The sequence below is a fragment of the Streptomyces sp. BPTC-684 genome, from assembly GCF_030028635.1.
GTDB lineage: Bacteria > Actinomycetota > Actinomycetes > Streptomycetales > Streptomycetaceae > Streptomyces > Streptomyces noboritoensis.
In genome coordinates, this window is record NZ_CP124863.1 from 2901497 (window position 1) to 2924035 (window position 22539).

General features: G+C 69.8%; 25 protein-coding genes and 1 pseudogene. 11 read left to right on the top strand and 15 right to left on the bottom strand.

The features are described from left to right. Positions 1 to 5: 5 nt before the first annotated feature. From QIY60_RS12895 to QIY60_RS12910, 4 genes are all read right to left on the bottom strand, one after another. Complete coding sequence (locus QIY60_RS12895) at positions 6 to 440, bottom strand: SsgA family sporulation/cell division regulator (RefSeq protein ID WP_283145913.1); 435 nt, start codon at positions 438 to 440, stop codon at positions 6 to 8. Between the two features lie 97 nt (positions 441 to 537). Next, positions 538 to 1308 carry a helix-turn-helix domain-containing protein gene (locus tag QIY60_RS12900; protein ID WP_283142541.1) on the bottom strand — a complete coding sequence of 257 codons (771 nt, stop codon included), beginning with the start codon at positions 1306 to 1308 and terminating at the stop codon, positions 538 to 540. Between the two features lie 187 nt (positions 1309 to 1495). Continuing rightward, positions 1496 to 1714 carry a DUF5326 family protein gene (locus tag QIY60_RS12905; protein ID WP_266981717.1) on the bottom strand — a complete coding sequence of 73 codons (219 nt, stop codon included), beginning with the start codon at positions 1712 to 1714 and terminating at the stop codon, positions 1496 to 1498. Positions 1715 to 1866: 152 nt separating this feature from the next. Next, positions 1867 to 2184: a cupin domain-containing protein gene (locus tag QIY60_RS12910; RefSeq protein WP_266981715.1), complete on the bottom strand. Its 318-nt coding sequence runs from the start codon at positions 2182 to 2184 to the stop codon at positions 1867 to 1869. 50 nt (positions 2185 to 2234) lie between these two features. Here QIY60_RS12910 and QIY60_RS12915 point away from each other — a divergent pair, with 50 nt between their 5' ends. The 4 genes from QIY60_RS12915 to QIY60_RS12930 all read left to right on the top strand — a co-directional run bounded on the left by QIY60_RS12915 (position 2235) and on the right by QIY60_RS12930 (position 5378). Beyond that, positions 2235 to 2615: a phage holin family protein gene (locus QIY60_RS12915; RefSeq protein ID WP_283142542.1), complete on the top strand. Its 381-nt coding sequence runs from the start codon at positions 2235 to 2237 to the stop codon at positions 2613 to 2615. An 11-nt stretch (positions 2616 to 2626) separates the two neighbouring features. Next, positions 2627 to 3772 carry a cystathionine gamma-lyase gene (locus QIY60_RS12920; protein WP_283142543.1) on the top strand — a complete coding sequence of 382 codons (1146 nt, stop codon included), beginning with the start codon at positions 2627 to 2629 and terminating at the stop codon, positions 3770 to 3772. A 187-nt stretch (positions 3773 to 3959) separates the two neighbouring features. Further along, a complete protein-coding gene (locus QIY60_RS12925) occupies positions 3960 to 4856 on the top strand; it encodes a LysR family transcriptional regulator (RefSeq protein WP_283142544.1) in 897 nt (298 codons plus the stop codon). A gap of 39 nt (positions 4857 to 4895) precedes the next feature. Next, on the top strand, positions 4896 to 5378 hold the full coding sequence (locus QIY60_RS12930) for an NUDIX hydrolase (RefSeq protein ID WP_283142545.1): 483 nt from the start codon (positions 4896 to 4898) through the stop codon (positions 5376 to 5378). 37 nt (positions 5379 to 5415) lie between these two features. Here the strand turns inward: QIY60_RS12930 and QIY60_RS12935 are convergent. Beyond that, positions 5416 to 6534 (bottom strand): annotated as a pseudogene (locus tag QIY60_RS12935) (globin domain-containing protein); the annotation flags it as partial. A 165-nt stretch (positions 6535 to 6699) separates the two neighbouring features. Continuing rightward, positions 6700 to 7335, bottom strand: coding sequence for an HAD-IB family phosphatase (locus QIY60_RS12940; RefSeq protein WP_283142546.1), 636 nt, complete (start codon positions 7333 to 7335; stop codon positions 6700 to 6702). A gap of 240 nt (positions 7336 to 7575) precedes the next feature. Between QIY60_RS12940 and QIY60_RS12945 the strand changes: the two genes are divergently transcribed. After that, positions 7576 to 8427, top strand: coding sequence for a GNAT family N-acetyltransferase (locus QIY60_RS12945; RefSeq protein ID WP_283142547.1), 852 nt, complete (start codon positions 7576 to 7578; stop codon positions 8425 to 8427). Between the two features lie 66 nt (positions 8428 to 8493). On the opposite strand, the gene QIY60_RS12950 is transcribed toward QIY60_RS12945, so the two are convergent. Both QIY60_RS12950 and QIY60_RS12955 read right to left on the bottom strand, forming a co-directional pair. Continuing rightward, positions 8494 to 8916, bottom strand: a complete 423-nt coding sequence (locus QIY60_RS12950; protein ID WP_283142548.1) for a heme-binding protein — start codon at positions 8914 to 8916, stop codon at positions 8494 to 8496. A 62-nt stretch (positions 8917 to 8978) separates the two neighbouring features. Next, the gene (locus tag QIY60_RS12955; RefSeq protein WP_283142549.1) at positions 8979 to 10190 is read right to left on the bottom strand and encodes an MFS transporter; all 1212 of its coding nucleotides are present in this window, start codon (positions 10188 to 10190) and stop codon (positions 8979 to 8981) included. 141 nt (positions 10191 to 10331) lie between these two features. On the opposite strand from QIY60_RS12955, the gene QIY60_RS12960 reads away from it, so the two are divergent. Beyond that, complete coding sequence (locus QIY60_RS12960; protein ID WP_266981696.1) at positions 10332 to 10790, top strand: MarR family transcriptional regulator; 459 nt, start codon at positions 10332 to 10334, stop codon at positions 10788 to 10790. 10 nt (positions 10791 to 10800) lie between these two features. After that, positions 10801 to 11253: a GNAT family N-acetyltransferase gene (locus QIY60_RS12965; RefSeq protein ID WP_283142550.1), complete on the top strand. Its 453-nt coding sequence runs from the start codon at positions 10801 to 10803 to the stop codon at positions 11251 to 11253. Positions 11254 to 11332: 79 nt separating this feature from the next. Here QIY60_RS12965 and QIY60_RS12970 read toward each other — a convergent pair whose 3' ends face one another. Next, positions 11333 to 12745: a serine hydrolase domain-containing protein gene (locus tag QIY60_RS12970; RefSeq protein WP_283142551.1), complete on the bottom strand. Its 1413-nt coding sequence runs from the start codon at positions 12743 to 12745 to the stop codon at positions 11333 to 11335. 118 nt (positions 12746 to 12863) lie between these two features. Continuing rightward, positions 12864 to 14351 carry a replicative DNA helicase gene (gene dnaB / locus QIY60_RS12975; protein ID WP_190092030.1) on the bottom strand — a complete coding sequence of 496 codons (1488 nt, stop codon included), beginning with the start codon at positions 14349 to 14351 and terminating at the stop codon, positions 12864 to 12866. 423 nt (positions 14352 to 14774) lie between these two features. Here dnaB and QIY60_RS12980 point away from each other — a divergent pair, with 423 nt between their 5' ends. Then, positions 14775 to 16112 carry an MATE family efflux transporter gene (locus QIY60_RS12980; RefSeq protein WP_283142552.1) on the top strand — a complete coding sequence of 446 codons (1338 nt, stop codon included), beginning with the start codon at positions 14775 to 14777 and terminating at the stop codon, positions 16110 to 16112. A gap of 185 nt (positions 16113 to 16297) precedes the next feature. On the opposite strand, the gene rplI is transcribed toward QIY60_RS12980, so the two are convergent. The 4 genes from rplI to rpsF form a co-directional block, all read right to left on the bottom strand. After that, a complete protein-coding gene (gene rplI, locus QIY60_RS12985; RefSeq protein ID WP_067162187.1) occupies positions 16298 to 16744 on the bottom strand; it encodes a 50S ribosomal protein L9 in 447 nt (148 codons plus the stop codon). 18 nt (positions 16745 to 16762) lie between these two features. Further along, positions 16763 to 16999, bottom strand: a complete 237-nt coding sequence (gene rpsR, locus QIY60_RS12990; protein WP_005315025.1) for a 30S ribosomal protein S18 — start codon at positions 16997 to 16999, stop codon at positions 16763 to 16765. A gap of 43 nt (positions 17000 to 17042) precedes the next feature. Then, positions 17043 to 17633 (bottom strand): single-stranded DNA-binding protein, encoded by a 591-nt coding sequence (locus QIY60_RS12995; protein WP_283142553.1) that lies wholly within the window; start codon positions 17631 to 17633, stop codon positions 17043 to 17045. Between the two features lie 75 nt (positions 17634 to 17708). After that, a complete protein-coding gene (gene rpsF, locus QIY60_RS13000) occupies positions 17709 to 17999 on the bottom strand; it encodes a 30S ribosomal protein S6 (protein WP_067162183.1) in 291 nt (96 codons plus the stop codon). Positions 18000 to 18271: 272 nt separating this feature from the next. Between rpsF and QIY60_RS13005 the strand changes: the two genes are divergently transcribed. The 3 genes from QIY60_RS13005 (at position 18272) to QIY60_RS13015 (ending at position 20935) form a co-directional block, all read left to right on the top strand. Continuing rightward, positions 18272 to 18592 (top strand): hypothetical protein, encoded by a 321-nt coding sequence (locus QIY60_RS13005; protein ID WP_283142554.1) that lies wholly within the window; start codon positions 18272 to 18274, stop codon positions 18590 to 18592. Positions 18593 to 18716: 124 nt separating this feature from the next. Further along, on the top strand, positions 18717 to 19835 hold the full coding sequence (locus QIY60_RS13010; RefSeq protein WP_283142555.1) for a peptidoglycan bridge formation glycyltransferase FemA/FemB family protein: 1119 nt from the start codon (positions 18717 to 18719) through the stop codon (positions 19833 to 19835). A gap of 68 nt (positions 19836 to 19903) precedes the next feature. Beyond that, positions 19904 to 20935: an alanine racemase gene (locus QIY60_RS13015; protein ID WP_283142556.1), complete on the top strand. Its 1032-nt coding sequence runs from the start codon at positions 19904 to 19906 to the stop codon at positions 20933 to 20935. Positions 20936 to 21019: 84 nt separating this feature from the next. Here the strand turns inward: QIY60_RS13015 and QIY60_RS13020 are convergent, their stop codons facing one another. After that, positions 21020 to 22528, bottom strand: coding sequence for a glycosyltransferase 87 family protein (locus QIY60_RS13020; protein ID WP_283142557.1), 1509 nt, complete (start codon positions 22526 to 22528; stop codon positions 21020 to 21022). Positions 22529 to 22539: the final 11 nt, after the last annotated feature.

Below are 22539 nucleotides of genomic sequence, written 5' to 3' on the forward strand. Positions count from 1 at the left end.
GGCGCTCAGCCCGCGTTCTGCTCCTCGGCCAGGATCCGCCCCAGCGCCTCGTCCAGATGTCCGTCGAAGTCGCCGAGCGCGCGCTCCTGCCCCAGCGGTACGAGCTTGTCGGTGCGGTCGAGGAAGGCCACCAGCGGGCCGGCCCCGGCGCGGAAGAGCGCCCGTTCGCCGCCCACCTGGAGGCGGATGTGGACGTCGGAGAGCTCCTCGGGGCGGGAGGGCGCGATGCGCACGTCCCCGTCGCCGGTGGGGGTGTTGATGCCGTCGAGTAGCAGTTCCCGCCCGAACGTCCAGGTCACGGGTTCGTCGCCGGGCAGGTGGAAGATCATGCGGACCGCGTACGGATCGTCGGCGCGGTAGGTGAGCTCCACCGGGATCCTGAAGGAGAGCTCCTCGGAGACGAGGAAGCTCATCATGACCTCTGCCAGGACCTCACGCATCACGTACCCCGCTGTAGCTGAAATGGCCAGGAATGCCCCCCTGGCCCCCTTGACGCAATCGTGCTGGAAGCACTAGCAGATCACAAGGAGTGAGTTTTCAGATACTGATAGAGAACGCGAGGGAGCTGAGCAGTCGGCCGACTTCCCCGCGGAGCTGCTCGATCGCCGGAATCAGGCGTTCTTGCTGGTGAAGCGGCAGAGAGATGGCCATCGTGGCGGCTCCGGAGCCCGCTGTGATCGGGATGGCCGCGCAGACCGTGCCCAGTGCGTACTCCTGTCGTTCGACGACCGGTTGCATACGCTCCGTAGCCGCCAGGCGGTCCAGAAGGGCCCGGCGGTTGCGTACGGAATAAGGAGTGACCGCGCGGACGGGGTGCCGGTCCAGATGGTCCTCGCGGGCCTTCTCGTCGAGCTGGCTCAGCAGGCACTGGCCGATGGCGTGCGCGTGCCCGGTCTCCCGGAAGTCGGCCCACTCCTCGACGGCCGGGGCCGACGGCGTGTCGGCCACTCCGGCGATCTCGATCTCACCCTCGCGGTAGACCGCGAAGTAGACGGGGACCCCGATGGCGTCGCGCCACTCCGCGAGAGACCGGCTGATCTTGGTGCGACGATTCTGCAGCGCTCCGCCGTCCGCCAGCCGCTCGGCCGCCTCGCCGAAGACGAACACACCGTTCTCCCGGCGCAGATAGCCCTCGTGGGTGAGGGTGCGCAGCAGGTGGTACGCGGTGGGGAGCGGCAGCCCGGCCTCCCGCGCCAGCTGTTTGGCAGGAGCGCCATCCGTATGGGCGCCCACCGCCTCCAGCAGGCGCAACGCCCGCTGGACCGAACCGATCAGGGTAGGGACACCGGCGTTCGCAGCCGTGGCCACAGGTCACCCCCAGGCGTGCTGACGGGCAAGGGGCCCGCCCGAGGCAGCAGAGGTTTTCACCGTAACGGCCGCCTCCGGCGCCATGAGGGGTTTGGCCTTTCCGTCCCTCAGCCGGGCTAATCCTGGGTCGTTCTGTACGAACGCTGTGCCTTTACGGACCGCGCTCGTACGAAATGCGCGCTGCCGTCTACCAGTCGCCGCGCGAGGACGTCGAGGACATGAACCGCCGTACGACGTAGATGAGACCGCCGACCAGGGCCACGAAGATCAGCACCTTGAAGAGCAGTCCGAACAGGAAGCCCACCACGCTGGCGATGAGACCGCCGAATACGACCAGGGCGATGACGGGCACGGCGACCCACTTCACCCACCAGGGCATCCCCGCGAATATCTCCCGTGCGGCCATCGTCCTTACCTCTTTCGTGCTCGTGATTCTCCTGAAGTCTTGGGCTGCTGCCTTCGACACCCTCGATGCTAGGGGCGCCGGGGTGCCGAACGGGGGCCTCGCAGCCCTTGATCTCCCCTGACCGAACCCCTAGGGATACCCGGGGGTCGCCCTCAGCTCTCAGGCGGAGAGAAGACGACCAGAACCCGCAGGTCCTCGGCGATGTGGTGGAAGCGGTGGGCGACCCCGGCGGGCACGTAGACGACGCTGCCCCGCGCCACCTCGGTGGTCTCCAGGCCGACCGTGATCGACGCCCGGCCGCTCACCACGAAGTAGATCTCGTCCTGGGCGTGCGGCTTCTGCGGGTCGTGGTCGCCCGCGTCCAGCGCGTAGAGCCCGGCCGACATGTTCCTTTCCCGCAGAAACTGCAGGTACGCGCCGTCGTTGGCGGCGCGCTCCGCCTCGAGTTCGTCAAGCCGGAATTGCTTCATCGCCGTCCGCCCCTGCACTGGTACCGATCACGTCTGCCACGATCAGACACATGAAGAATTTCGTAGTCAAGACGCTCGCCAACGCGGCGGCCCTGGCCGTGGCCATCTGGCTGGTCAAGAACATCACGCTCACCGGCGACAGCACCGGCAAGAAGGCCCTGACACTGATTCTGGTCGCCCTGCTCTTCGGCGTGGTGAACTTCATCGTCAAGCCGGTCGTGAAGTTCCTCTCGTTCCCGCTGTTCATCCTCACGCTCGGCCTGATCACCTTTGTGATCAACGCCCTGATGCTGCTGCTCACCTCGTGGCTGGCCGGGAAGCTCGACCTCAACTTCCATGTCGAGGGCTTCTGGACCGCACTGCTCGGCGGCCTGATCATCTCGATCGTGTCCTGGGCGCTGAACGTCGTCCTGCCCGACGACAAGGACTGAGGGGAGCGCGGATGGCCTCCGGTGTGAACCCTGCCCAGGAGCCGGGTGACGGCACCAGAGCGGTACGGGCCGGGCTCCCGGACCCGGTGGCGTACGAACCCCCGCTGCCGGGGCCGGTGTTCGCCGCGCACTTCCACCTCCCGGGCGAGGCGACGGGCCCCTACACCTACGGCCGGGACACCAATCCGACCTGGACCCATCTGGAGCGCGCCCTCGCCGAGCTGGAGTCCCCGGACGCGCCCGCCGAGGCGGTCGTGTTCGCCTCCGGCATGGCCGCGATCTCGGCGGTCCTGCTCTCTCACGCGCGCGTGGGCGACGCCGTGGTCCTGCCGGACGACGGCTACCAGGCGCTGCCCCTGGTAAGCGAGCAGCTCGCCGCGTACGGGGTCGAGGTGCGCACCGCGCCGACCGCGGACGACGCCCAGCTGGCCGTCCTGGACGGCGCGGCCCTCCTGTGGATCGAGACGCCCTCCAACCCGGGCCTGGACGTCTGCAACATCCGGCGGCTGGCGCGGGCCGCCCACGACACGGGCGCGCTGGTCGCGGTCGACAACACGCTGGCGACCCCGCTGGGCCAGCGCCCGCTGGAGCTCGGCGCGGACTTCGCGGTGGCCAGCGGCACCAAGGGCCTCACCGGCCACGGCGATCTGCTGCTCGGCTATGTGGTCTGCCGGGATCCCGAGCTCGCCGCGCGCGTGCGTAGATGGCGCAAGGTCGTCGGGGCGATCCCCGGGCCGATGGAGGCCTGGCTGGCGCACCGCTCGCTGGCCACGCTCCAGCTGCGCGCGGACCGGCAGTCGGCGAACGCGCTGGCCGTCGCCGAGGCGCTCCTTGAGCGCCCCGAGGTGAGCGGGGTGCGCCATCCCGCGCTGCCGTCCGACCCCGCGCACCGGCAGGCGGCCGCCCAGATGCGCCGCTTCGGCTGTGTCGTCTCCTTCGACCTGCCCGACCGCGCGTACGCGGAGCGGTTCCTGGCGGCGCTGCGGCTGGTGGACGACGCCACGAGCTTCGGCGGCGTGCGCTCCACGGCCGAGCGGCGCGGCCGCTGGGGCGGTGACAAGGTCTCGGAGGGCTTCATCCGCTTCTCGGCCGGGGCCGAGGACACCGCCGACCTCGTCGCCGACGTACGGCGGGCACTGGACGAGGCCGCGGCCTGAGACGGGCGGTCCGAGCCTCCCCCCTCATGGCTCGGACCGCCCCGGTTCCACGCGCGAAGAACCGCGTCACCAAGGCTAGTTGACTCTGTGTCAGTGTCCAATCACGGTAGCGACAGAGACCTATCGACATATTTATAGTTGTGTCCGGCCGGGGACGTTGTGAGGCAGTTCGGAACGGGAGGGCACCATGGACCTCGCCCTGCTCCGCACGTTCGTCACGGTCCACCGCGCGGGCTCCTTCACCCGGGCCGCCGCCCTGCTCGGCCTCTCGCAGCCCGCCGTGACCAGCCAGATCCGCACTCTGGAGCGGCAGTTGGGGCGCCCGCTGTTCCTGCGCCAGGCGCGGGGAGTGACGCCGACGACCGTCGGCGACGAACTGGCCCAGCGGACCGCCCCGCACCTGGACGCGCTGGTCGAGATCGCGGAGTCCGGCTGGTACGAGGAGTCGGGGATACGCACCCTCCACCTCGCCGGGCCACCGGAGTTCACCTCGCTGCGCGCCCTGCCCGCACTGACCTCGCTCGTCCCGCAGGGGCTCGCGCTGCGGGCCTCCTTCGGCAACGCCGAGGAGACCCTGGAGGGTCTGGCCGCGGGCCACCACGACCTGACCATCGCCACCGCCCGCCCCCGTGGCCGGCTGCTCAGCGCGACCCCGCTCTGCGACGAGGAGCACGTACTGGTCGCCGGGGTGCGCTGGGCCTCGCGGGTCGCGCCGGGGGCGCTGCGGCGCGGCGGCCCCGGCGTACTGGAGCACATTCCGGTGGTGGAGGTGCACGAGTCGCTCCCGCTCGTCTCGCGCTACTGGGCCGCGGTCTTCGACACCAAGCCGGCCGCCGCGGCGACGGTGATCGCGCCCGACCTGCGGGCGGTCCTGGAGACGGTCACGGCGGGCGCGGGCCTGGCCGTACTGCCGCGCTATCTGTGCGAGGTGGCACTGGAGCGCGGCGAGCTGGTGGCCCTGCTCGACCCTCCGGTACCTCCGCTGCGGACCTACTTCCTGGCGGTGCGCACCGGCACTCTTGCCCTGCCGCACATCGCGCGGGCGCAGGAGTGGCTGCTGCGCGCCGCGGTCGACTGGTGCTGAGGGAGTTTCGCGGGCGCCGCCACGGGCCACATTTCTCCCATGACCGTCCGACCCGTGGTCAAGCGCACCGCACGAGCCGTCCTGCTGGACGGCGACGACCTGATCCTGATCAAGCGCACCAAGCCCGGTGTGGATCCCTACTGGCTCACCCCCGGCGGCGGCGTCGAGCCGGAGGACTCCACCGTCGTCGAGGCCCTGCACCGCGAGGTGCACGAAGAGCTCGGCGCGAAGATCACCGACGTGGTGCCCTGCTTCGTCGACACCGTCGAGCACATCGGCGCCGACGGCGGGGCTACCGGCGTGAAGGTGCAGCACTTCTTCGTCTGCCGGCTCGACTCCATGGACGAATCCCTGCGGCACGGCCCCGAGGTGGACGAGCCGTGCGGCGAGTACGAGATCGTACGGATCCCGTTCACCCGCGTCGGCATCGCCTCCGTCCACCTCGTGCCGCTGTCGCTGCGGCACTACCTCGACGGCAACATCGAGGGCGTCCGCGCGATGCACGCGCCCGACCTGGGCTGATCCCCCACCGGGCGCGCCCTTTGCCGTGCGCCGCGCCTCAGTCGTTCGCCGCGACGAGCTCCTCGACGGAGTCGTGCCGGATGCGGTCGGAGGGGATCCCGATGTCCCGCAAGGTGCTCACCCCGCTGCGGATCATCCCGGGCGGCCCGGACACATAGGCGTCGTACGAGGTCCACGGCCCGTACTCGCGGACCGCCTCCGGGAGCCGCCCGCCGAGCGCCCGGCCCGGCCCCTCCGAGACCACCGGCCGCACCGACAGCCAGGAGTGCGCCTGCTGCATCCGCATCAGGGTGTCGATGTCGTAGAGGTCGTGGTTGCTCCGGGCGCCGTAGAAGACCTCGACGGGCCGCCGCTCGCCGTACCGGGCGACGTCCTCGACCAGCGCCTTGATGGGCGCTATGCCGGTGCCGCCGCCCAGGCAGAGCAGGCCGTCGTCGGTGGTGTGGTCGACCACCATCGACCCGGCGGGCGGCCCCAGGCGCAGGGTGTCTCCGGGGCGGGCGCGGTGGACCAGCGCGCCGGAGACCCAGCCGGCCGGCACCGCCTTGACGTGCAGCGACAGCAACCCGTCGGAGCGGGGCGCGGAGGCCAGCGAGTAGTGCCGCCATATCCGCGGCCACCAGGGCGTCTCCAGCGTCGTGTACTGCCCGGCCAGAAAGGGGTACGGCTGGTCCGGGCGCAGGGTGACCACCGCGATGTCCGGGGTCCTGAGATCGTGCGAGACGACCTCGGCGTACCACCAGGCGGGTCGGCGCAGCTCGTCCTCGTCGGCCGCGTCGATCATGATCTGCGACATCGTCGTGTACGCCCGGACCCAGGCGGCCTGGGTCGGCTCGTCCCAGGTCTTCTCGGCGTACCGGACCAGCGCCCCGATCAGCGCCTCTCCGACGGCCGGATAATGCTCGGGCCGGGTGCCGTACTTACGGTGGCCCCGGCCCAGCTGGCGAAGATATTCAGTGAGTGTGGCGGTGTTCTCCAGATGCTCGGCGGCCGTGAGCAGCGCCTTGAGCAACCGGTCCCGCTGGGCGTCCATCGCTGCCGGAAACAGTGTCCGCAGCTCCGGATCGCCTATGAAGAGCAGAGCGTAGAAGTACGACGTGACCTTGTCCGCTAACGGTGCGATCTCCGCGAGTGTGCGGCGTATCAGCACAGCGTCGGTCGACGTGTTGGTCGGAGCGTTCATCCCTTGTCTCGCCTCGAACCTCTGGCCGCAGTTACCGACGTCCGGGAGTCCCGTCCCTCCCGTAACGGAGCATGTCAGCTTCAGAGAGCCCGCGGGGACAAATAGCAGGAATCCCGGGTATCCGAACCCGCATTCCCGTTAGGCTCGTGTGACCTGTGCCAGCGCGTAGGCCTCACGCAGGTCGCCGCCGGTGTAGGTGTGCGTGGCTCTTCCGGCGAGATGCCGGTCGGCGTTCACGGCGACCGAGACGGGCACCGCGGCGAAGAGTTCCACGTCGGACATGGAGTCCCCGTACGCGACGCAGTCCGCCCGGCTCACCCCGAACTCGGCGCGCAGCCGCTCCGCGACCGTCACCTTCGCGGCGGCGCTGAGGATCCCGGCCGGGTCGACGGACCGGGTGAAGGGCACCTCGGGGAAAACGGAGCCGTGTGCGGCATGGGCTCCCCACTCCAGCAGCCGCTCGACGAAGAACGACGGCGAGAGCGAGATCACGGCGCAGTAGTCGCCGCCCTCCCGGATCTCCCGCCACACCTCCTGGATCCCGGCGAGCCAGGGCGCCGAGGCGAAGGCCGCCGTCACATGCGCCTGCGTCAGCCCCGACCAGAGCTCGTGCACCCGGACCGCGTACTCGGGCGGCCCGATCAGACCGCCGGACAGCTCCCGCTCCAGCTCGCCGATCTCCTCCAGCAGCCCGAGCTGCCGGGATATCTCGACCGGCGCGGCGGAGCCCCGGATGAGGGTCCCGTCGAGGTCGAAGAGATGAAGTCTCGCCATGTACGCCGAGGCTAGTACCCCTGGTCAAGCCCCGTGCGTCCGGCACCCCGGCCGCCGTGATCGTCCAGGACTCTGTGTTTCACGTGAAACGACGCTCTCGGTTTCACGTGAAACAACGCCCTCGCTCCACGTTTCACGTGAAACATCCGGGGCGGGAGCTGACAGAGCGTGGCCGAAAGCAACGTGCTGTATGCGCAAAACGGTGGACGAGGTACGGGTTCATCGGACAGCCTGATCCCCATGCCCTCACCGCTCGACGAGCTTCCGATCCGCCGCCTGACCATTGACGACCTGGTTTCCTGCGCCGACCTCTCCGAGAACCGCGGCTGGCCGCGCGAGGAGCACAAGTGGGGCCTGCTGCTGACAGCGGGAAGGGGCTACGGCATCGACGACCCGGACGGCAAAGGGCTGGTCACCGCCTGCGTGGTCACCTCGTACGCGGATCTCGCCGCCATCGGCATGGTCCTGGTGGCCGAGAAGCACGCACGGCAGGGCGTGGGACGGCGGCTGATGCGGCACGTTCTGGCGGAGCTGGGTGACCGGCCGGTCACGCTGCACGCCACTCCGTACGGACGGCCGCTCTACGAAGAGCTGGGCTTCGAGACCACCGGCCGCGCCGAGATGGTCCGTGGCCACTTCCGCCCCTCGGGCCCGGCCCCCACTGTGGCGACCCGCCCGGCGACCGCCGAGGATCTGCCCGCCATCCTGCGGCTGGACGACGATGTCTTCGGCCGCGACCGCACTCATGTGATCACCCGGCTGCCGGCCTTCGCCGACCAGCTGCGGGTCGCCGAGGACTCCGGCGGCCTCATCGGCTATGCGGCGGCCTGGCCGAACATGGAGACCCATGTCGTGGGCCCGCTGGTGGCGCGTGACACCGAGACCGCGAAGGCCTTGATCGCCTCGCTCGCCGCGGGCACGGACCGTCCACTGCGCACGGACGTCGACGTACGCCACGAGGAGTTGCTCAACTGGCTGAAGGCGAACGGTCTGGAACCGATCGCCTTCAACGCGGTGATGACCCGCAACATCCCCGGCCTGCCCGGCGACTGGACCCGCCGCTTCGCCCCGCTGACGGTCGCCGCGGGCTGAGCACGGGCCTGCCGTAGGGCGGCGGGCGGGGCCGGGTGCCGTACGGCGGCGGGCTCACCAGTGGGCTCAGACGAGCCGCTGGACGGCCTCCGTGGCGAAGCCGTGGTCCTGCTCGGGGGATCCGCCGCCCACACCGATCGCTCCGATCAGCCGGCCGTCGCGGTGGACGGGGACGCCACCCGCGATGAAGAGCAGCGGCCGGTCGAGCGCGGTCGGCAGGGTGTGGAAGAGCCCACCGGGCTGGACCGCGTCGACCAGGTCGGCGGTCGGGGTGCCGAGCTGGAGCGCGGTGTACGCCTTGCGGTTGCTGGTCTCGCCCGCGATCAGTACGGCGCGGTCGTCGCGGCGGAAGGCCAGCGGATGGCCGCCCGCGTCGAGCACGGTGACGGCGACCGTGGCCCCGGCCTCCTCGGCGGCGGCGCGGGCCGTCTCCACGAGGGCTTCGGCGTCCTGGACGGTGAGCGGGGCGACTGCGGTGGTGGTGCTCATGAGGGGTGACTCCTTGGTGCGGTAGAGCGGTTGGTCAGGGGTGACCGAGGGGCTGCGGGTGGTCAGTGGTGCGCCGCGGTGGCGCGGGCCGGCTCGGGCGCGGCGCCCGTGACGATGCGGCTGTCCGTCCGCGTACGCCGTTCCAGCGCGCTGGAGACGACGGCGAGGACGACCGCCGAGGCGGCGAGCGCGGCGCCGACCCAGTTCGGGGCGGTGTAGCCGAGCCCGGCGGCGATCACGAGGCCGCCGAGCCAGGCGGAGAGCGCGTTGCCGAGGTTGAAGGCGCCGATGTTCACGGCGGAGGCGAGGGTGGGGGCACCCGCGGCCTGGTCGAGGACCCGCTTCTGCAGCGGCGGTACGGTCGCGAAGCCGAGTGCGCCGATCAGGAAGACGGTGACGGCCGAGGCGGTCTTGTCGTGGGCGGTGAGGGTGAACAGGGCCAGCACGATGGCGAGTCCGCTCAGCGACACGTACAGCATCGGCATCAGGGCCCGGTCGGCGAACCGGCCGCCGATCAGGTTCCCGGCGACCATGCCGAGGCCGAAGAGGACGAGCAGCCAGGTGACGGAGCCGTCCGCGTAGCCGGTGACGTGGGTCATCATCGGCGTGATGTAGGTGATCGCGGCGAAGACTCCGCCGAAGCCGAGCACGGTCATCGCCATGGCGAGCAGCACCTGGACGTTGCGGAACGCGGCGATCTCGTGGCGCAGCCGGACGCCCTCGGCCCTCGGCATGTCGGGGACGAGCTTGGCGACGCCCAGGAGCCCGACCACGCCGAGTGCGGCCACGATGAAGAACGTCGTACGCCAGCCGATCTGCTGGCCGACCAGCGTGCCCAGCGGGACGCCGATGACATTGGCGACGGTCAGTCCGGTGAACATCATCGCGATGGCTCCGGCCTTCTTCTCCGGGGCGACCAGATCGGCCGCGACGACCGAGCCGATGCCGAAGAACGCGCCGTGTGCCAGGGAGGCGACGATCCGCCCGGCCAGCATCAGCCCGAAGACGGGGGCGACGGCGGAGAGCACGTTGCCGACGATGAAGAAGCCCATCAGCAGCATCAGCATGCGCTTGCGGGAGATCCTGGTGCCCAGGACGGTCATCAGCGGGGCGCCGAGCACCACGCCGAGGGCGTACCCGGTCACCAGGTAGCCGGCCATGGGGATGGTCACGTCGAAGGTGTCCGCCACCTCCGGGAGCAGGCCCATGATCACGAATTCGGTGGTGCCGATACCGAACGCCCCGATGGCCAGGGCTAGGAGCGCGAGTGGCATGGGATGTTCACCCTTCGAGGAGATTGCACGAGCGCCTTACAAGCGTTCACAATAATTGCAGACGCGGGTTAATTGCAAGCGCGGTCTATTGCGCTCGTGGCCTATCCTGGTCTCAAGCCGCTCCGGACGGAGGACAGACGCATGACCGCGACGGACCCCGCACTCACCGCCCTCTCCCAGGGCTGGTGCGCCCTCTCCCTGCTGCACGGAAAGATCGAGGCCCATATCGAGCGGGCCCTGCAGTCGGGGCACGAGCTGAGCGTGCGCGAGTACTCGCTCCTGGACGTCCTCAGCCGCCAGCACAGCGGCCCGGGCGGCCATCTGCAGATGAAGCAGGTCGCGGACGCGGTCGTCCTCAGCCAGTCCGCCACCACCCGGCTGGTCACCCGCCTGGAGGACCGCGGCCTGCTGACCCGGTACCTCTGCGACACCGACCGGCGCGGGATCTACACGGACGTCACGGAGTCCGGCCAGGAGCTGCTCTCCGAGGCCCGTCCCACCAATGACCGCGCCCTGCGCGAGGCGCTCGACGAGGCCGCGCGGAACCCGGAGCTGGCCCCGCTGGTCAGGGCCGTCGAGGAACTCCGCGTCCCGGCGTAGTCTCCGGGCCATGAGCGATCTTGAGATAAGGCCGGCGGCGCCCGAGGACCTCCCGGCGATCGTGGCGATGCTCGCCGATGACCCGCTGGGCGCCCAGCGGGAGTCGCCGGACGACCTGGCCCCGTACCTCACCGCCTTCGACCGGCTGGCCGAGGATCCCCACCAGCACCTGGTCGTCGCCGTCCGCGACGACCAGGTCGTCGGCACGCTCCAGCTGACCGTCATCCCGGGGCTGTCGCGGCGCGGCGCCACCCGCTCGATCATCGAAGGCGTACGCATCCACGCCGATGAACGCGGCAGCGGCCTGGGCACCCGGCTCATCGAGTGGGCCGTCGAGGAATCCGGGCGCCTGGGCTGCCAGTTGGTCCAGCTGACGTCGGACGCCACCCGGATCGATGCCCATCGCTTCTATGAGCGGCTGGGCTTCGAGGCGTCCCATCTGGGCTTCAAGAAAGCCCTCTGACCCTGCGGGGCTGGAGGTCACTGAGCGCCCCGGGGCACGTACGTGGTCCCGGGGCCGGGACCACGTTTCACGTGAAACATCAGACCCCGCGCCAGCCCTCGGGGTCGACACCTCCCGGGACCGCGTCGTCCGGCCCGTACGGCTCCCGGGTGAAGGCGAACGACCCCAGGTCGAGATGGCTCACCGAACCGTCGGGTCGGCGCACCGCCCGCAGGATCTCGCCCTTGTAGTAGCCGTTGAGACCGAGCCAGGTGCCATCGGCCCGGGCCTCGAACCGCGCCGCGCGGCCGGTTCCGCGCAGCGGCTCCAGCGCCACCGTGCCATCGGCGCTCAGCCGCAGGCCGTAGGCATAAGTCCCCCAGTACCAGGGGCCGGTGAGCTCCAGCAGGGTCGGGTCGACCTCGGACAGAGGCCGCCACGGCTCGGGGATCTTCGGTTCGGCCTCGACCACGATCCGCACGAGATCGGCGGCGACCGTGTGTGCCGTCCCCGAGGTGGCGTTGGCCAGCGCGACCGCCCCGATGCCGTCCTCCACGCTGATCCACAGCCCGGCGACGAACCCGGGCAGCGAGCCGGTGTGCCCGGAAAGGGTGCGGTGGTCGTCCTGGCGGCTCAGCTGTACGCCCAGTCCGTAACCGCCCTGCCAGTCCCCCGCCTCGGGCGGAGCGGACGGCGTCCGCATCTCCCGTACGGTCGCGGCGCTCAGCACACGGTCGTCACCCTCGGCGAGGAAGACGGCGAAGCGGCAGAGGTCCGCGGCCGTCGACCACAACTGGCCTGCGGGGGCCATGATCCCCAGGTCCTCCGACGGTTCGGGGAGCAGCGCGTCGGCCCAGGGGTGCACGGCCCAGCCGCCCGCATGCGGGGCCACCGGCTGCCTGCTCGTCCTGGTCAGCCCCAGCGGATCGAGGATCTCGCTCTGCAGCGCCTCCTCCCAGGACACTCCGCGTACGGCCTCGACCAGCGAACCGAGCAGCGTGTAGCCCGGGTTGGAATAGTGGTGCAGCCTGCCGACCGGATGCAGGAACGGGTCCTCGCCCAGCACGTCCGAGAGCTCCGGGCGCAGCGCCGCCGAACTCCGCTCCCACCAGGGGGCGGGCGTCTCGGCCGCCAACCCGGCGCTGTGGCTGAGCAGTTGGGCGATGGTCACCTCACCGACCCCGGTGCCGGGCAGGTGCTTCTCCAGCGGGTCCTCGAGGTCCAGCAGCCCCTCGTCCCGCAGCCGCATGACCAGGACGGCGGTGAAGGTCTTGGTGATCGAGCCGATGCGGTACTGGACGTCGGCGTCCGGCCCGTGGCCGTCGACCGAGGTGCGCGAGCCCGTCCAGACGATCCGGCCCTCGCGCACCACGGCGGCGACGAGCGAAGGGAGCCGCCCCTCGGACTGGGCGACGGCGAGGCGGTGGATCAGAGCGCGTTCTGTACCGGGCAGAAGGTCAACGGGGGCCGTGGTCGTCGGCGGGGCGATCGGCGCATCCGGGGATGAGGTCATGGCCCCAGGTCTATCCCCGGGCCACGCGCCCGTCGACCGGTTTTCGCCCGACACGCGCGAGTCGTCACGGGCCGTACGGCCCGGCCCGTGCCTATCGGTTCGCGTGTGTCAGGGCCGGTCAGGTCTGTGCCATGTCCACGAAGCGCGAGTAGTGGCCCTGGAAGGCCACCGTGATCGTCGCCGTCGGACCGTTACGGTGCTTGGCCACGATCAGGTCCGCCTCGCCGGCGCGCGGGGACTCCTTCTCGTACGCGTCCTCGCGGTGCAGCAGGATGACCATGTCCGCGTCCTGCTCGATGGAGCCGGACTCACGCAGGTCGGAGACCATCGGCTTCTTGTCCGTACGCTGCTCGGGGCCACGGTTCAGCTGCGACAGCGCGATGACCGGGAGCTCCAGCTCCTTGGCGAGCAGCTTGAGGTTTCGGGACATGTCCGAGACCTCCTGCTGGCGGCTCTCGGCGCGCTTGGACCCGCCGGACTGCATCAGCTGCAGATAGTCGATGACGACGAGCTTGAGGTCGTTGCGCTGCTTGAGCCGACGGCACTTGGCGCGGATCTCCATCATCGACAGGTTCGGGGAGTCGTCGATGTACAGCGGGGCCTGGGAGACGTCCGGCATCCGGCGGGCGAGCCGGGTCCAGTCCTCGTCGGTCATGGTGCCGGAGCGCATGTGGTGCAGCGCGACCCGGGCCTCGGCCGACAGGAGACGCATCGCGATCTCGTTGCGGCCCATTTCGAGGGAGAAGATCACGCTGGGCAGGTTGTGCTTGATCGAGCAGGCCCGGGCGAAGTCCAGCGCCAGCGTGGACTTACCCATGGCGGGACGGGCCGCGATGACGATCATCTGGCCCGGGTGGAGACCGTTGGTGAGCGAGTCGAAGTCGGTGAAGCCGGTCGGCACACCGGTCATCTCGCCACTGCGGGAGCCGATCGCCTCGATCTCGTCGAGCGCGCCCTCCATGATGTCGCCGAGCGGCAGATAGTCCTCGCTGGTGCGCTGCTCGGTGACCGCGTAGATCTCGGCCTGGGCGGAGTTGACGATCTCGTCGACGTCGCCGTCCGCCGCGTATCCCATCTGCGTGATCTTGGTGCCCGCCTCGACGAGACGGCGGAGCACCGCCCGCTCGTGGACGATCTCCGCGTAGTACGACGCGTTGGCCGCGGTCGGGACCGACTGGACCAGGGTGTGCAGATACGAGGCGCCGCCGACGCGGGTGATCTCGCCCCGCTTGACCAGCTCGGCCGCGACCGTGATCGGGTCAGCCGGCTCGCCCTTCGCGTACAGGTCGAGGATCGCCGTGTAGACGGTCTCGTGCGCCGGCCGGTAGAAGTCATGGCCCTTGATGATCTCCACGACGTCCGCGATGGCGTCCTTGGAGAGCAGCATGCCGCCGAGAACGGACTGCTCGGCGTCGATGTCCTGCGGGGGGACCCGCTCGAAGCCGGACGAGCCGCCGCCGTCCCAGGATTCGCTCTCACTGCCCCGGTCGTGCTGGTCGTCGCGGCCGCGGCCCCGTCCGTCGGCGCGGCGGGGGCGGGATACGGGCAGACGGTCACCCGGACCGCTGTCGGCCCAGGGGTCGTCCAAGGGCTCGGGAATGCTCACCGGGCCACCTCCTCCCGTCCGCTCCGCGGACCTAGCCGTGCCACTCTTTCTACGGCACAGCACTGACAAAACGAGATGCCCGACTCCGGTTCCGGCGCGTCGGGCGCCGGTCCACGTTAGGCCCGTCGGCACCGTCAGCCAATCTGGTTATCCACAGGCCATGTGGACGACGGACCAGATGCTGTGGAGAACCCCGCAGAACCTGTGCACGGACCGGGGGACAGCACTGTGGACAAAGTCATAGCCACCCCGGCAACACCACCCTGACCTGCGGATTTTCCATCCACCGGCTGTGGGGGAGAAAAACTTTCCCGGCTGGCCCAAGATCACGACAAACGGCGCACAGCCGAACCGCACTCCGGTTCCAAGGTAAGGATCACTAATGCATTGCATCTCTTACCTGTGGAAGATTAGATTGAGTTCATGACACAGGCCCCAGTGGCACCGAAGAACATCCGGCGCCGACACGACCGCGAGATCGTCTCCCTCGCCGTGCCCGCCTTCGGCGCACTCGTCGCCGAGCCGCTCTTCGTCATGGCCGACAGCGCGATCGTCGGCCACCTCGGCACCCCGCAACTGGCCGGTCTGGGCATCGCCGCGGCACTCCTCACCACCGCCGTGAGCGTTTTCGTCTTCCTCGCCTACGCCACCACGGCCGCCGTCGCACGCCGCGTCGGCGCCGGAGACCTGCAGGCCGCCATCCGCCAGGGCATGGACGGCGTCTGGCTCGCCCTGCTGCTCGGCGCGGCGGTCATCGCCGTCGTCCTGCCCGCGGCCCCCTGGTTCATCGATCTCTTCGGCGCCTCGGACACCGCCGCCCCCTACGCCGTCACCTATCTGCGCATCTCCGCGCTCGGCATCCCCGCCATGCTCATGGTGCTCGCGGCCACCGGCATCCTGCGCGGCCTCCAGGACACGAGGACACCGCTCTATGTGGCCATCGGCGGCTTCGCTCTGAACGCGGCGCTGAACGTCGGGCTCGTCTACGGAGCGGACCTCGGCATCGCGGGCTCCGCCTGGGGCACCGTGATCGCCCAGTTCGCGATGGCGGCCGTCTATCTCTCGGTCGTCGTACGGGGAGCCCGACGGCACGGCGCCTCGCTCCGCCCCGACGCTGCGGGCATCCGCGCCAGCGCGCAGGCGGGGGTCCCTCTGCTGGTCCGTACACTCTCGCTGCGGGCCGTCCTGATGATCGCCACCGCCGTGGCCGCCCGGCTCGGTGACGCCGACATCGCCGCCCACCAGATCATCCTGTCCCTGTGGAGCCTGCTGGCGTTCGCCCTGGACGCGATCGCCATCGCCGGGCAGGCCATCATCGGGCGCTATCTGGGGGCCGAGGACACCGCGGGTGCCCGCCAGGCGTGCCGGCGCATGGTGGAGTGGGGCATCGCCGCCGGAGTGGTGCTCGGCCTGCTGGTGGCCGTCGCCCGGCCGCTGTTCATCCCGCTCTTCACCGGCGACCACACGGTCCAGGACGCCCTGCTGCCCGCTCTCCTCGTGGTCGCCGTCTCCCAGCCGATCTCGGGCGTCGTCTTCGTCCTCGACGGGGTGCTGATGGGTGCGGGCGACGGCCCCTATCTGGCCTGGGCGATGCTGCTGACCCTCGCCTGCTTCGCGCCGGTGGCGCTCCTGGTCCCGGCGCTCGGCGGCGGGCTCACGACGCTGTGGTGGGCGATGACCCTGATGATGGCCGTCCGGATGCTGACGCTGTGGCTCCGCGCCCGCTCGGGACGCTGGCTGGTGACGGGCGCGACGCGCTGAAGACCGCTGGAGGCACGGCGAGGCCCCCTTGAGGACCTGCTGGGCACCGGTTGAGGACCGATGTTTCACGTGAAACATGGCAGCCGAAGCGCGGCGTTTCACGTGAAACATCGCTCACGCCGCACACAGCGAAGGGCCGCACCCCAGAGGGTGCGGCCCTTCTTATGCTCTGCTGAGCGCTGCGCTTAGGCGGCGACGACCTCGACGCCAACCTTCGCGGCAACCTCGGCGTGCAGACGCACGGACACCTGGTGCGCGCCCAGGGTCTTGATCGGCGAGCCGAGCTCGACGCGACGCTTGTCCACGTCCGGGCCACCGGCAGCCTTGATCGCCGCAGCGACGTCGGCCTGGGTGACGGAGCCGAAGAGACGGCCGGCGTCGCCGGAGCGAACGGCCAGACGCACCTTCACGCCCTCAAGGCGAGCCTTGATCTCGTTGGCCTGCTCGATGGTGGCGATCTCGTGGATCTTGCGAGCACGACGGATCTGCTCGACGTCCTTCTCGCCGCCCTTGGTCCAGCGGATCGCGAAACCACGCGGGACCAGGTAGTTGCGAGCGTAGCCGTCCTTGACGTCGACGACGTCGCCAGCGGCACCGAGGCCAGAGACCTCGTGGGTGAGGATGATCTTCATTTTTCGGTCACCCTTCCCTTATCGCGCGGTGGACGTGTAGGGCAGCAGCGCCATCTCACGGCTGTTCTTGACGGCCGTGGCGACGTCACGCTGGTGCTGCGTGCAGTTGCCGGTCACGCGGCGGGCACGGATCTTGCCGCGGTCGGAAATGAACTTCCGCAGCATGTTCGTGTCCTTGTAGTCCACGTAAGCGGTCTTGTCCTTGCAGAAAGCGCAGACCTTCTTCTTAGGCTTGCGCACAGGCGGCTTCGCCATGGTGTTTCTCCTGTGTGATCAAGAAGTGGGGGTACGGGCTGCCCTAGAAGGGCGGCTCGTCCGAGTAGCCGCCGCCGGAGCTGCCGGAGCTTCCGCCCCAGCTGCCACCGCTGCCACCCTGCTGCTGGCCGCCGCCGGCCGGCGCGCTGGAGGCCCAGGGGTCGTCGGCGGGAGCGCCGCCGCCCTGCGGGCCACCACTGGGGGCTCCGCCCCAGTTGCCGCCGCCCTGCTGCTGGCCACCGCCGCCGTAGCCGCCCTGGCTGCCTCGACCGGTGGTCTTGGTGACCTTGGCCGTGGCGTTCTTGAGGCTGGGGCCGACTTCCTCGACGTCCAGCTCGAAGACCGTGCGCTTGACGCCCTCGCGGTCCTCGTAGGACCGCTGCCTCAGCCGGCCCTGCACGACGACGCGCATGCCTCGCTGAAGCGACTCGGCGACGTTCTCCGCCGCCTGACGCCAGACCGAGCAGGTCAGGAAGAGGCTTTCGCCGTCCTTCCACTCATTGGTCTGACGGTCGAAGGTGCGGGGAGTCGACGCGACACGGAACTTCGCGACGGCCGCACCGGACGGGGTGAAGCGCAGCTCGGGGTCGTCGACGAGATTGCCGACGACCGTGATGACGGTCTCGCCTGCCATGGGTGAACCTCTCGGCGGGGATTGCTGCTGGCTGCTGTGTTGCTACTCGGAACCCGATGACTTCTGAGCGGAAGCTCAGTGGGTCTCGGGGCGGAGGACCTTGGTCCGGAGGACCGACTCGTTCAGGTTCATCTGACGGTCGAGCTCCTTGACGACCGCAGGCTCGGCCTGGAGGTCGATGACCGTGTAGATGCCCTCGGGCTTCTTCTTGATCTCGTAGGAGAGACGACGACGGCCCCAGGTGTCGACCTTCTCGACCTTTCCGTTGCCCTCACGGACGACGGAAAGGAAGTTCTCGATCAGGGGAGAGACAGCGCGCTCCTCCAGATCGGGGTCGAGGATGACCATCACCTCGTAGTGACGCATGTGGAACCCACCTCCTTTGGACTCAGCGGCCACGGTCGTTCCGTGGCAGGAGGGTCGTGATGCGTAAGCAACGGTATCCGCCGCCACTGACAATCCCGCCTCCGAAGGAGGGGGACCGCGTCCTGGCCAGGGCAGACACCGGTGCAGACCGTACAGAGTACCTGCATACCCGCGTCCGGTTGAAATCCGGCGGTCAAGGGGCACAATCTGTACACATCGGGTGTGCGTGGCGCTACCCTTCGCCGCGTTCCGCTTCCGCCAGGAGGTGCCCCATGGCACAGGCAATGCGAACGAACTCGTCCGTCGTCTCCCTCTTCGCCACCGACGGCAAGCCCCATCCCCTTCAGGACGCCTTCATGGCGGTGACCGTCGCGCTGGGCGCGCTGGCGTTCATCACCGCGTTCTTCCACAACCTGCACCTGGTCAGCTCCTGGGCGGGCCTCGTCGGGATCCTCACCGGTGCGTACGGACAGTTCATCTCGGAGACCACCCGCGAGCGGTTCCTGCTGATCCTCGGGCTCGGCGCCTCCGCGGTGGGCTTCTTCCTGGGCATGGCGCACGGCGGCCTCTTCGGCGGTGTGGTCGGCGGCTGAGAGCACCCCGTACCGACCCAGGGTCCGTACAGCCATCCGGGGCGCTCCCCGGGCGCAGTAGGCTTCGGCGCGAGAGCCGGAGCCCCTGTACCCATGGGGACACACCTGCCGAGGAGCGCCCCGCATGAGCCTGACCCTGAGGACCATCAGCCGAGAGCAGCATCTGGCGTACATCCAGAGCCTGCCCGCGGCGAGCCACTGCCAGGTCCCGGCATGGGCTGATGTGAAGACCGAGTGGCGCTCGGAGAACCTCGGGTGGTTCGACAAGAACGGCCAGATGGTCGGCGCCGGTCTGGTGCTCTACCGCCAGTTGCCGAAGATCAAGCGGTACCTCGCGTATCTCCCCGAGGGCCCGGTCATCAACTGGTACGCCCCGAACCTCGACGAGTGGCTGCAGCCGATGCTGGCACACCTCAAGCACCAGGGCGCCTTCTCGGTGAAGATGGGCCCGCCGGTCGTCATCCGGCGCTGGGACTCGGCCGCCATCAAGTCCGGCATCCAGGACCCGGACGTCAAGCGTCTGCGGGACGTCGAGGCCACCCACATCGAGCCGCGCGCCTTCGAAGTCGCCGACCGGCTGCGCAAGATGGGCTGGCAGCAGGGCGAGGACGGCGGCGCGGGCTTCGGCGACGTGCAGCCGCGCTACGTCTTCCAGGTGCCGCTCGCCAACCGCTCGCTGGACGACGTCCTCAAGGGCTTCAACCAGCTGTGGCGCCGCAACATCAAGAAGGCCGAGAAGGCCGGTGTCGAGGTCGTCCAGGGCGGCTACCAGGACCTGGCCGAGTGGCAGCGGCTGTACGAGATCACCGCTGTCCGCGACCACTTCCGGCCGCGCCCGCTCTCGTACTTCCAGCGCATGTGGACGGTCCTCAACAACGAGGACCCCAACCGGATGCGGCTCTACTTCGCGCGGCACAACGGCGTGAACCTGTCGGCGGCCACGATGCTCGTCGTCGGCGGGCACGTCTGGTACTCCTACGGCGCCTCCGACAACATCGGCCGTGAGGTCAGGCCCTCGAACGCGATGCAGTGGCGGATGCTGCGCGACGCGTACGCCATGGGTGCGACCGTCTACGACCTGCGCGGCATCTCCGACTCGCTCGACGAGACCGACCACCTCTTCGGTCTCATCCAGTTCAAGGTGGGCACCGGCGGCGAGGCCGTCGAGTACGTCGGCGAGTGGGACTTCCCGCTGAACAAGCTGCTGCACAAGGCCCTCGACATCTACATGTCGCGGCGCTGATGGTTGCGTAATCTCGTCTCTCATACCTCTGATACACCGCAGCCACCAGAAAGGTTCCGGATCCGGCCATGGCGCTCTCCCTCTACGTCGACACCGCGCGCTGGCGGGCGCACCAGAAGTCCGTGGTCGACCAGTTCCCGGGCATCGTCCCGGTCTGCAAGGGCAACGGCTACGGCTTCGGCCACGAGCGGCTGGCCGAGGAGGTGAACCGCTTCGGCTCGGACGTCCTGGCGGTCGGCACCACCTACGAGGCGGCCCGCATCAAGGACTGGTTCGGCGGCGACCTGCTGGTGCTCACGCCGTTCCGCCGGAGCGAGGAGCCGGTGCCGCTGCCGGACCGCGTCATCCGCTCCGTGTCGTCGGTGGACGGGGTGCACGCCCTGGTGGGCGCACGCGTGGTCATCGAGTGCATGAGCTCGATGAAGCGCCACGGCATCAAGGAGGAGGAGCTCGGCATGCTCCACTCCGCCATCGACGACGTGCGCCTGGAGGGCTTCGCCCTGCACCTCCCGCTCGACCGCACCGACGGCTCGGACGCGGTCGAGGAGGTCATCGGCTGGATGGACCGGCTGCGCGCGGCCCGGCTGCCGCTGCACACCATGTTCGTCAGCCATCTGCGGGCCGAGGAGCAGGCGCGGCTGCAGCAGCAGTTCCCGCAGACCCGCTTCCGCGCCCGCATCGGTACACGGCTGTGGCTCGGCGACCACGAGGCGACCGAGTACCGGGGCGCCGTCCTGGACGTCACCCGGGTCGCGAAGGGGGATCGATTCGGCTACCGCCAGCAGAAGGCCGCCTCCGACGGCTGGCTGGTCGTGGTCGCGGGCGGCACCTCGCACGGCGTCGGCCTTGAGGCTCCCAAGGCGCTGCACGGTGTGATGCCGCGCGCCAAGGGCGTCGCCCGGGCCGGGCTCGCGACCGTCAACCGCAATCTGTCGCCGTTTGTCTGGGACGGCAAGCAGCGCTGGTTCGCCGAGCCGCCGCACATGCAGGTGTCGATCCTCTTCGTCCCGTCGGACTCCCAGGAGCCGCGCGTGGGCGATGAGCTGGTCGCCCACCTGCGGCACACCACGACGCAGTTCGACCGCCTGGTCGACCGCTAGGCGACAGCGTCGCCGACCGCTCATCCGGATACGACGAAGGGCCCCGCCACCGGCGGGGCCCTTCGCGTCGCTTCCCGGCCCGGGCTAGGTGCCCGGCTGCCGCGTGCCCCACTCCACCCGGGGGCCCTCCACGAGGGGAGCCGCGTGCCGGGGCGGATGCGCCGCCTGCCCCAGGACGAAGACGTCCCCGGCCCCGTCGAGAACGCCGCCGGACGGGTCGTCCGAGCCGTCGCGCCGTACGACGTCCCGCTCGGGCATCATGATGTCCCGCACGATCACCGCGCACAGGTAGAGCGTCGCCAGCAGATGGGCGGCGATGGCCAGTTGGTAGCCCTCCGGCGGCAGCCCCTGGTGCTTTTCGCCGCTCATCGTGTACGCGAGGTACATCCAGATCCCGAGGAAGTAGACGACCTCCCCGGCCTGCCAGATCAGGAAGTCCCGCCAGCGCGGCCGGGCCAGCGCGGCCAGCGGGATCAGCCACAGCACGTACTGCGGCGAGTAGACCTTGTTGGTCAGGATGAACGCGGCGACGACCAGGAAGGCGAGCTGTGCGAAGCGCGGCCGTCGCGGCGCGGTGAGCGTCAGGGCCGCGATGCCCGCGCACAGCAGCACCATCAGCAGCGTCGCCAGGTTGTTCACCGTGTCGACGTCCAGGGACTTTCCGGTGCGCTGCGAGATGATCAGCCAGAACGAGCCGAAGTCGACCGACCGCTCCTGGCTGAACGTGTAGAACTTCTTCCAGCCCTCGGGCGCGAGCAGCATCACCGGCACGTTCACCGCCAGCCAGGAGCCCGCCGCGCCGAGCACGGCCACCCCGTACTCCCGCCACTTCCCGGCCCGCCAGCACAGGAACAGCAGCGGTCCGAGGAGCAGCACGGGATAGAGCTTGGCGGCCGTCGCGAGCCCGATGAGGATGCCGAAGGCGAGCGGGCGGCTACGGGACCACATCAGCATGGCCGCGGCCGTCAGGGCGATGGCGAAGAGGTCCCAGTTGATCGTCGCGGTGAGCGCGAAGGCGGGCGCCAGGGCGACCAGCAGGGCGTCCCAGGGGCGGCGGCGGTGCGTCCGCGCGACACAGACGGCGATGACGGCCGTGCAGGCCATCAGCATCCCCGCGTTGACCATCCAGTACATCTGCTCGCGGTGCTGCATGTTGCCGCCACTGGGCGTCAGCCAGGAGGCCACCTCCATGAACAGTCCCGTCAGGACGGGATATTCGAGGTAGTCCATGTCGCCGCTCAGCCGGTCGAAGTACGGCACGAGATCGTCGGCGAAGCCCCGCCCCACGTACAGGTGCGGGATGTCGGAGTAGCAGGCGTGGGTGTACTGGGAGTTCACGCCCCGGAACCAGGCCCAGTCGTAGCAGGGCGCCTTCTGTGCCATCCCGAGGGCGAACATGCCGATCGCGACGAGGGCGATCACCCGGACCGGGGTGAGCCAGTGGCCCGCCCCCCAGGCCCAGCGGCCCATCGGGCCGCCCAGCAGCTCACTGCCGGCCGCGGCGACCTCGTCCTGCTCCGTGGGCCGTACGACGGGTTCGGCGGGCTCCGCACGCCTGTCCTCGTACGCGCGGGCACTGGTCTCGCTCGTCATGCCGCACATCC

What these genes read in the sequence shown, in the direction of transcription:
- QIY60_RS12895 (WP_283145913.1), bottom strand. Translation starts at nt 440, where the DNA reads ATGCGTGAGGTCCTGGCAGAGGTCATGATGAGCTTCCTCGTCTCCGAG.
- QIY60_RS12905 (WP_266981717.1), bottom strand. Translation starts at nt 1,714, where the DNA reads ATGGCCGCACGGGAGATATTCGCGGGGATGCCCTGGTGGGTGAAGTGG.
- QIY60_RS12910 (WP_266981715.1), bottom strand. Translation starts at nt 2,184, where the DNA reads ATGAAGCAATTCCGGCTTGACGAACTCGAGGCGGAGCGCGCCGCCAAC.
- QIY60_RS12915 (WP_283142542.1), top strand. Translation starts at nt 2,235, where the DNA reads ATGAAGAATTTCGTAGTCAAGACGCTCGCCAACGCGGCGGCCCTGGCC.
- QIY60_RS12920 (WP_283142543.1), top strand. Translation starts at nt 2,627, where the DNA reads ATGGCCTCCGGTGTGAACCCTGCCCAGGAGCCGGGTGACGGCACCAGA.
- QIY60_RS12925 (WP_283142544.1), top strand. Translation starts at nt 3,960, where the DNA reads ATGGACCTCGCCCTGCTCCGCACGTTCGTCACGGTCCACCGCGCGGGC.
- QIY60_RS12930 (WP_283142545.1), top strand. Translation starts at nt 4,896, where the DNA reads ATGACCGTCCGACCCGTGGTCAAGCGCACCGCACGAGCCGTCCTGCTG.
- QIY60_RS12940 (WP_283142546.1), bottom strand. Translation starts at nt 7,335, where the DNA reads ATGGCGAGACTTCATCTCTTCGACCTCGACGGGACCCTCATCCGGGGC.
- QIY60_RS12945 (WP_283142547.1), top strand. Translation starts at nt 7,576, where the DNA reads ATGCCCTCACCGCTCGACGAGCTTCCGATCCGCCGCCTGACCATTGAC.
- QIY60_RS12950 (WP_283142548.1), bottom strand. Translation starts at nt 8,916, where the DNA reads ATGAGCACCACCACCGCAGTCGCCCCGCTCACCGTCCAGGACGCCGAA.
- QIY60_RS12955 (WP_283142549.1), bottom strand. Translation starts at nt 10,190, where the DNA reads ATGCCACTCGCGCTCCTAGCCCTGGCCATCGGGGCGTTCGGTATCGGC.
- QIY60_RS12960 (WP_266981696.1), top strand. Translation starts at nt 10,332, where the DNA reads ATGACCGCGACGGACCCCGCACTCACCGCCCTCTCCCAGGGCTGGTGC.
- QIY60_RS12965 (WP_283142550.1), top strand. Translation starts at nt 10,801, where the DNA reads ATGAGCGATCTTGAGATAAGGCCGGCGGCGCCCGAGGACCTCCCGGCG.
- QIY60_RS12970 (WP_283142551.1), bottom strand. Translation starts at nt 12,745, where the DNA reads ATGACCTCATCCCCGGATGCGCCGATCGCCCCGCCGACGACCACGGCC.
- QIY60_RS12980 (WP_283142552.1), top strand. Translation starts at nt 14,775, where the DNA reads ATGACACAGGCCCCAGTGGCACCGAAGAACATCCGGCGCCGACACGAC.
- rplI (WP_067162187.1), bottom strand. Translation starts at nt 16,744, where the DNA reads ATGAAGATCATCCTCACCCACGAGGTCTCTGGCCTCGGTGCCGCTGGC.
- rpsR (WP_005315025.1), bottom strand. Translation starts at nt 16,999, where the DNA reads ATGGCGAAGCCGCCTGTGCGCAAGCCTAAGAAGAAGGTCTGCGCTTTC.
- QIY60_RS12995 (WP_283142553.1), bottom strand. Translation starts at nt 17,633, where the DNA reads ATGGCAGGCGAGACCGTCATCACGGTCGTCGGCAATCTCGTCGACGAC.
- rpsF (WP_067162183.1), bottom strand. Translation starts at nt 17,999, where the DNA reads ATGCGTCACTACGAGGTGATGGTCATCCTCGACCCCGATCTGGAGGAG.
- QIY60_RS13005 (WP_283142554.1), top strand. Translation starts at nt 18,272, where the DNA reads ATGGCACAGGCAATGCGAACGAACTCGTCCGTCGTCTCCCTCTTCGCC.
- QIY60_RS13010 (WP_283142555.1), top strand. Translation starts at nt 18,717, where the DNA reads ATGAGCCTGACCCTGAGGACCATCAGCCGAGAGCAGCATCTGGCGTAC.
- QIY60_RS13015 (WP_283142556.1), top strand. Translation starts at nt 19,904, where the DNA reads ATGGCGCTCTCCCTCTACGTCGACACCGCGCGCTGGCGGGCGCACCAG.
- QIY60_RS13020 (WP_283142557.1), bottom strand. Translation starts at nt 22,528, where the DNA reads ATGACGAGCGAGACCAGTGCCCGCGCGTACGAGGACAGGCGTGCGGAG.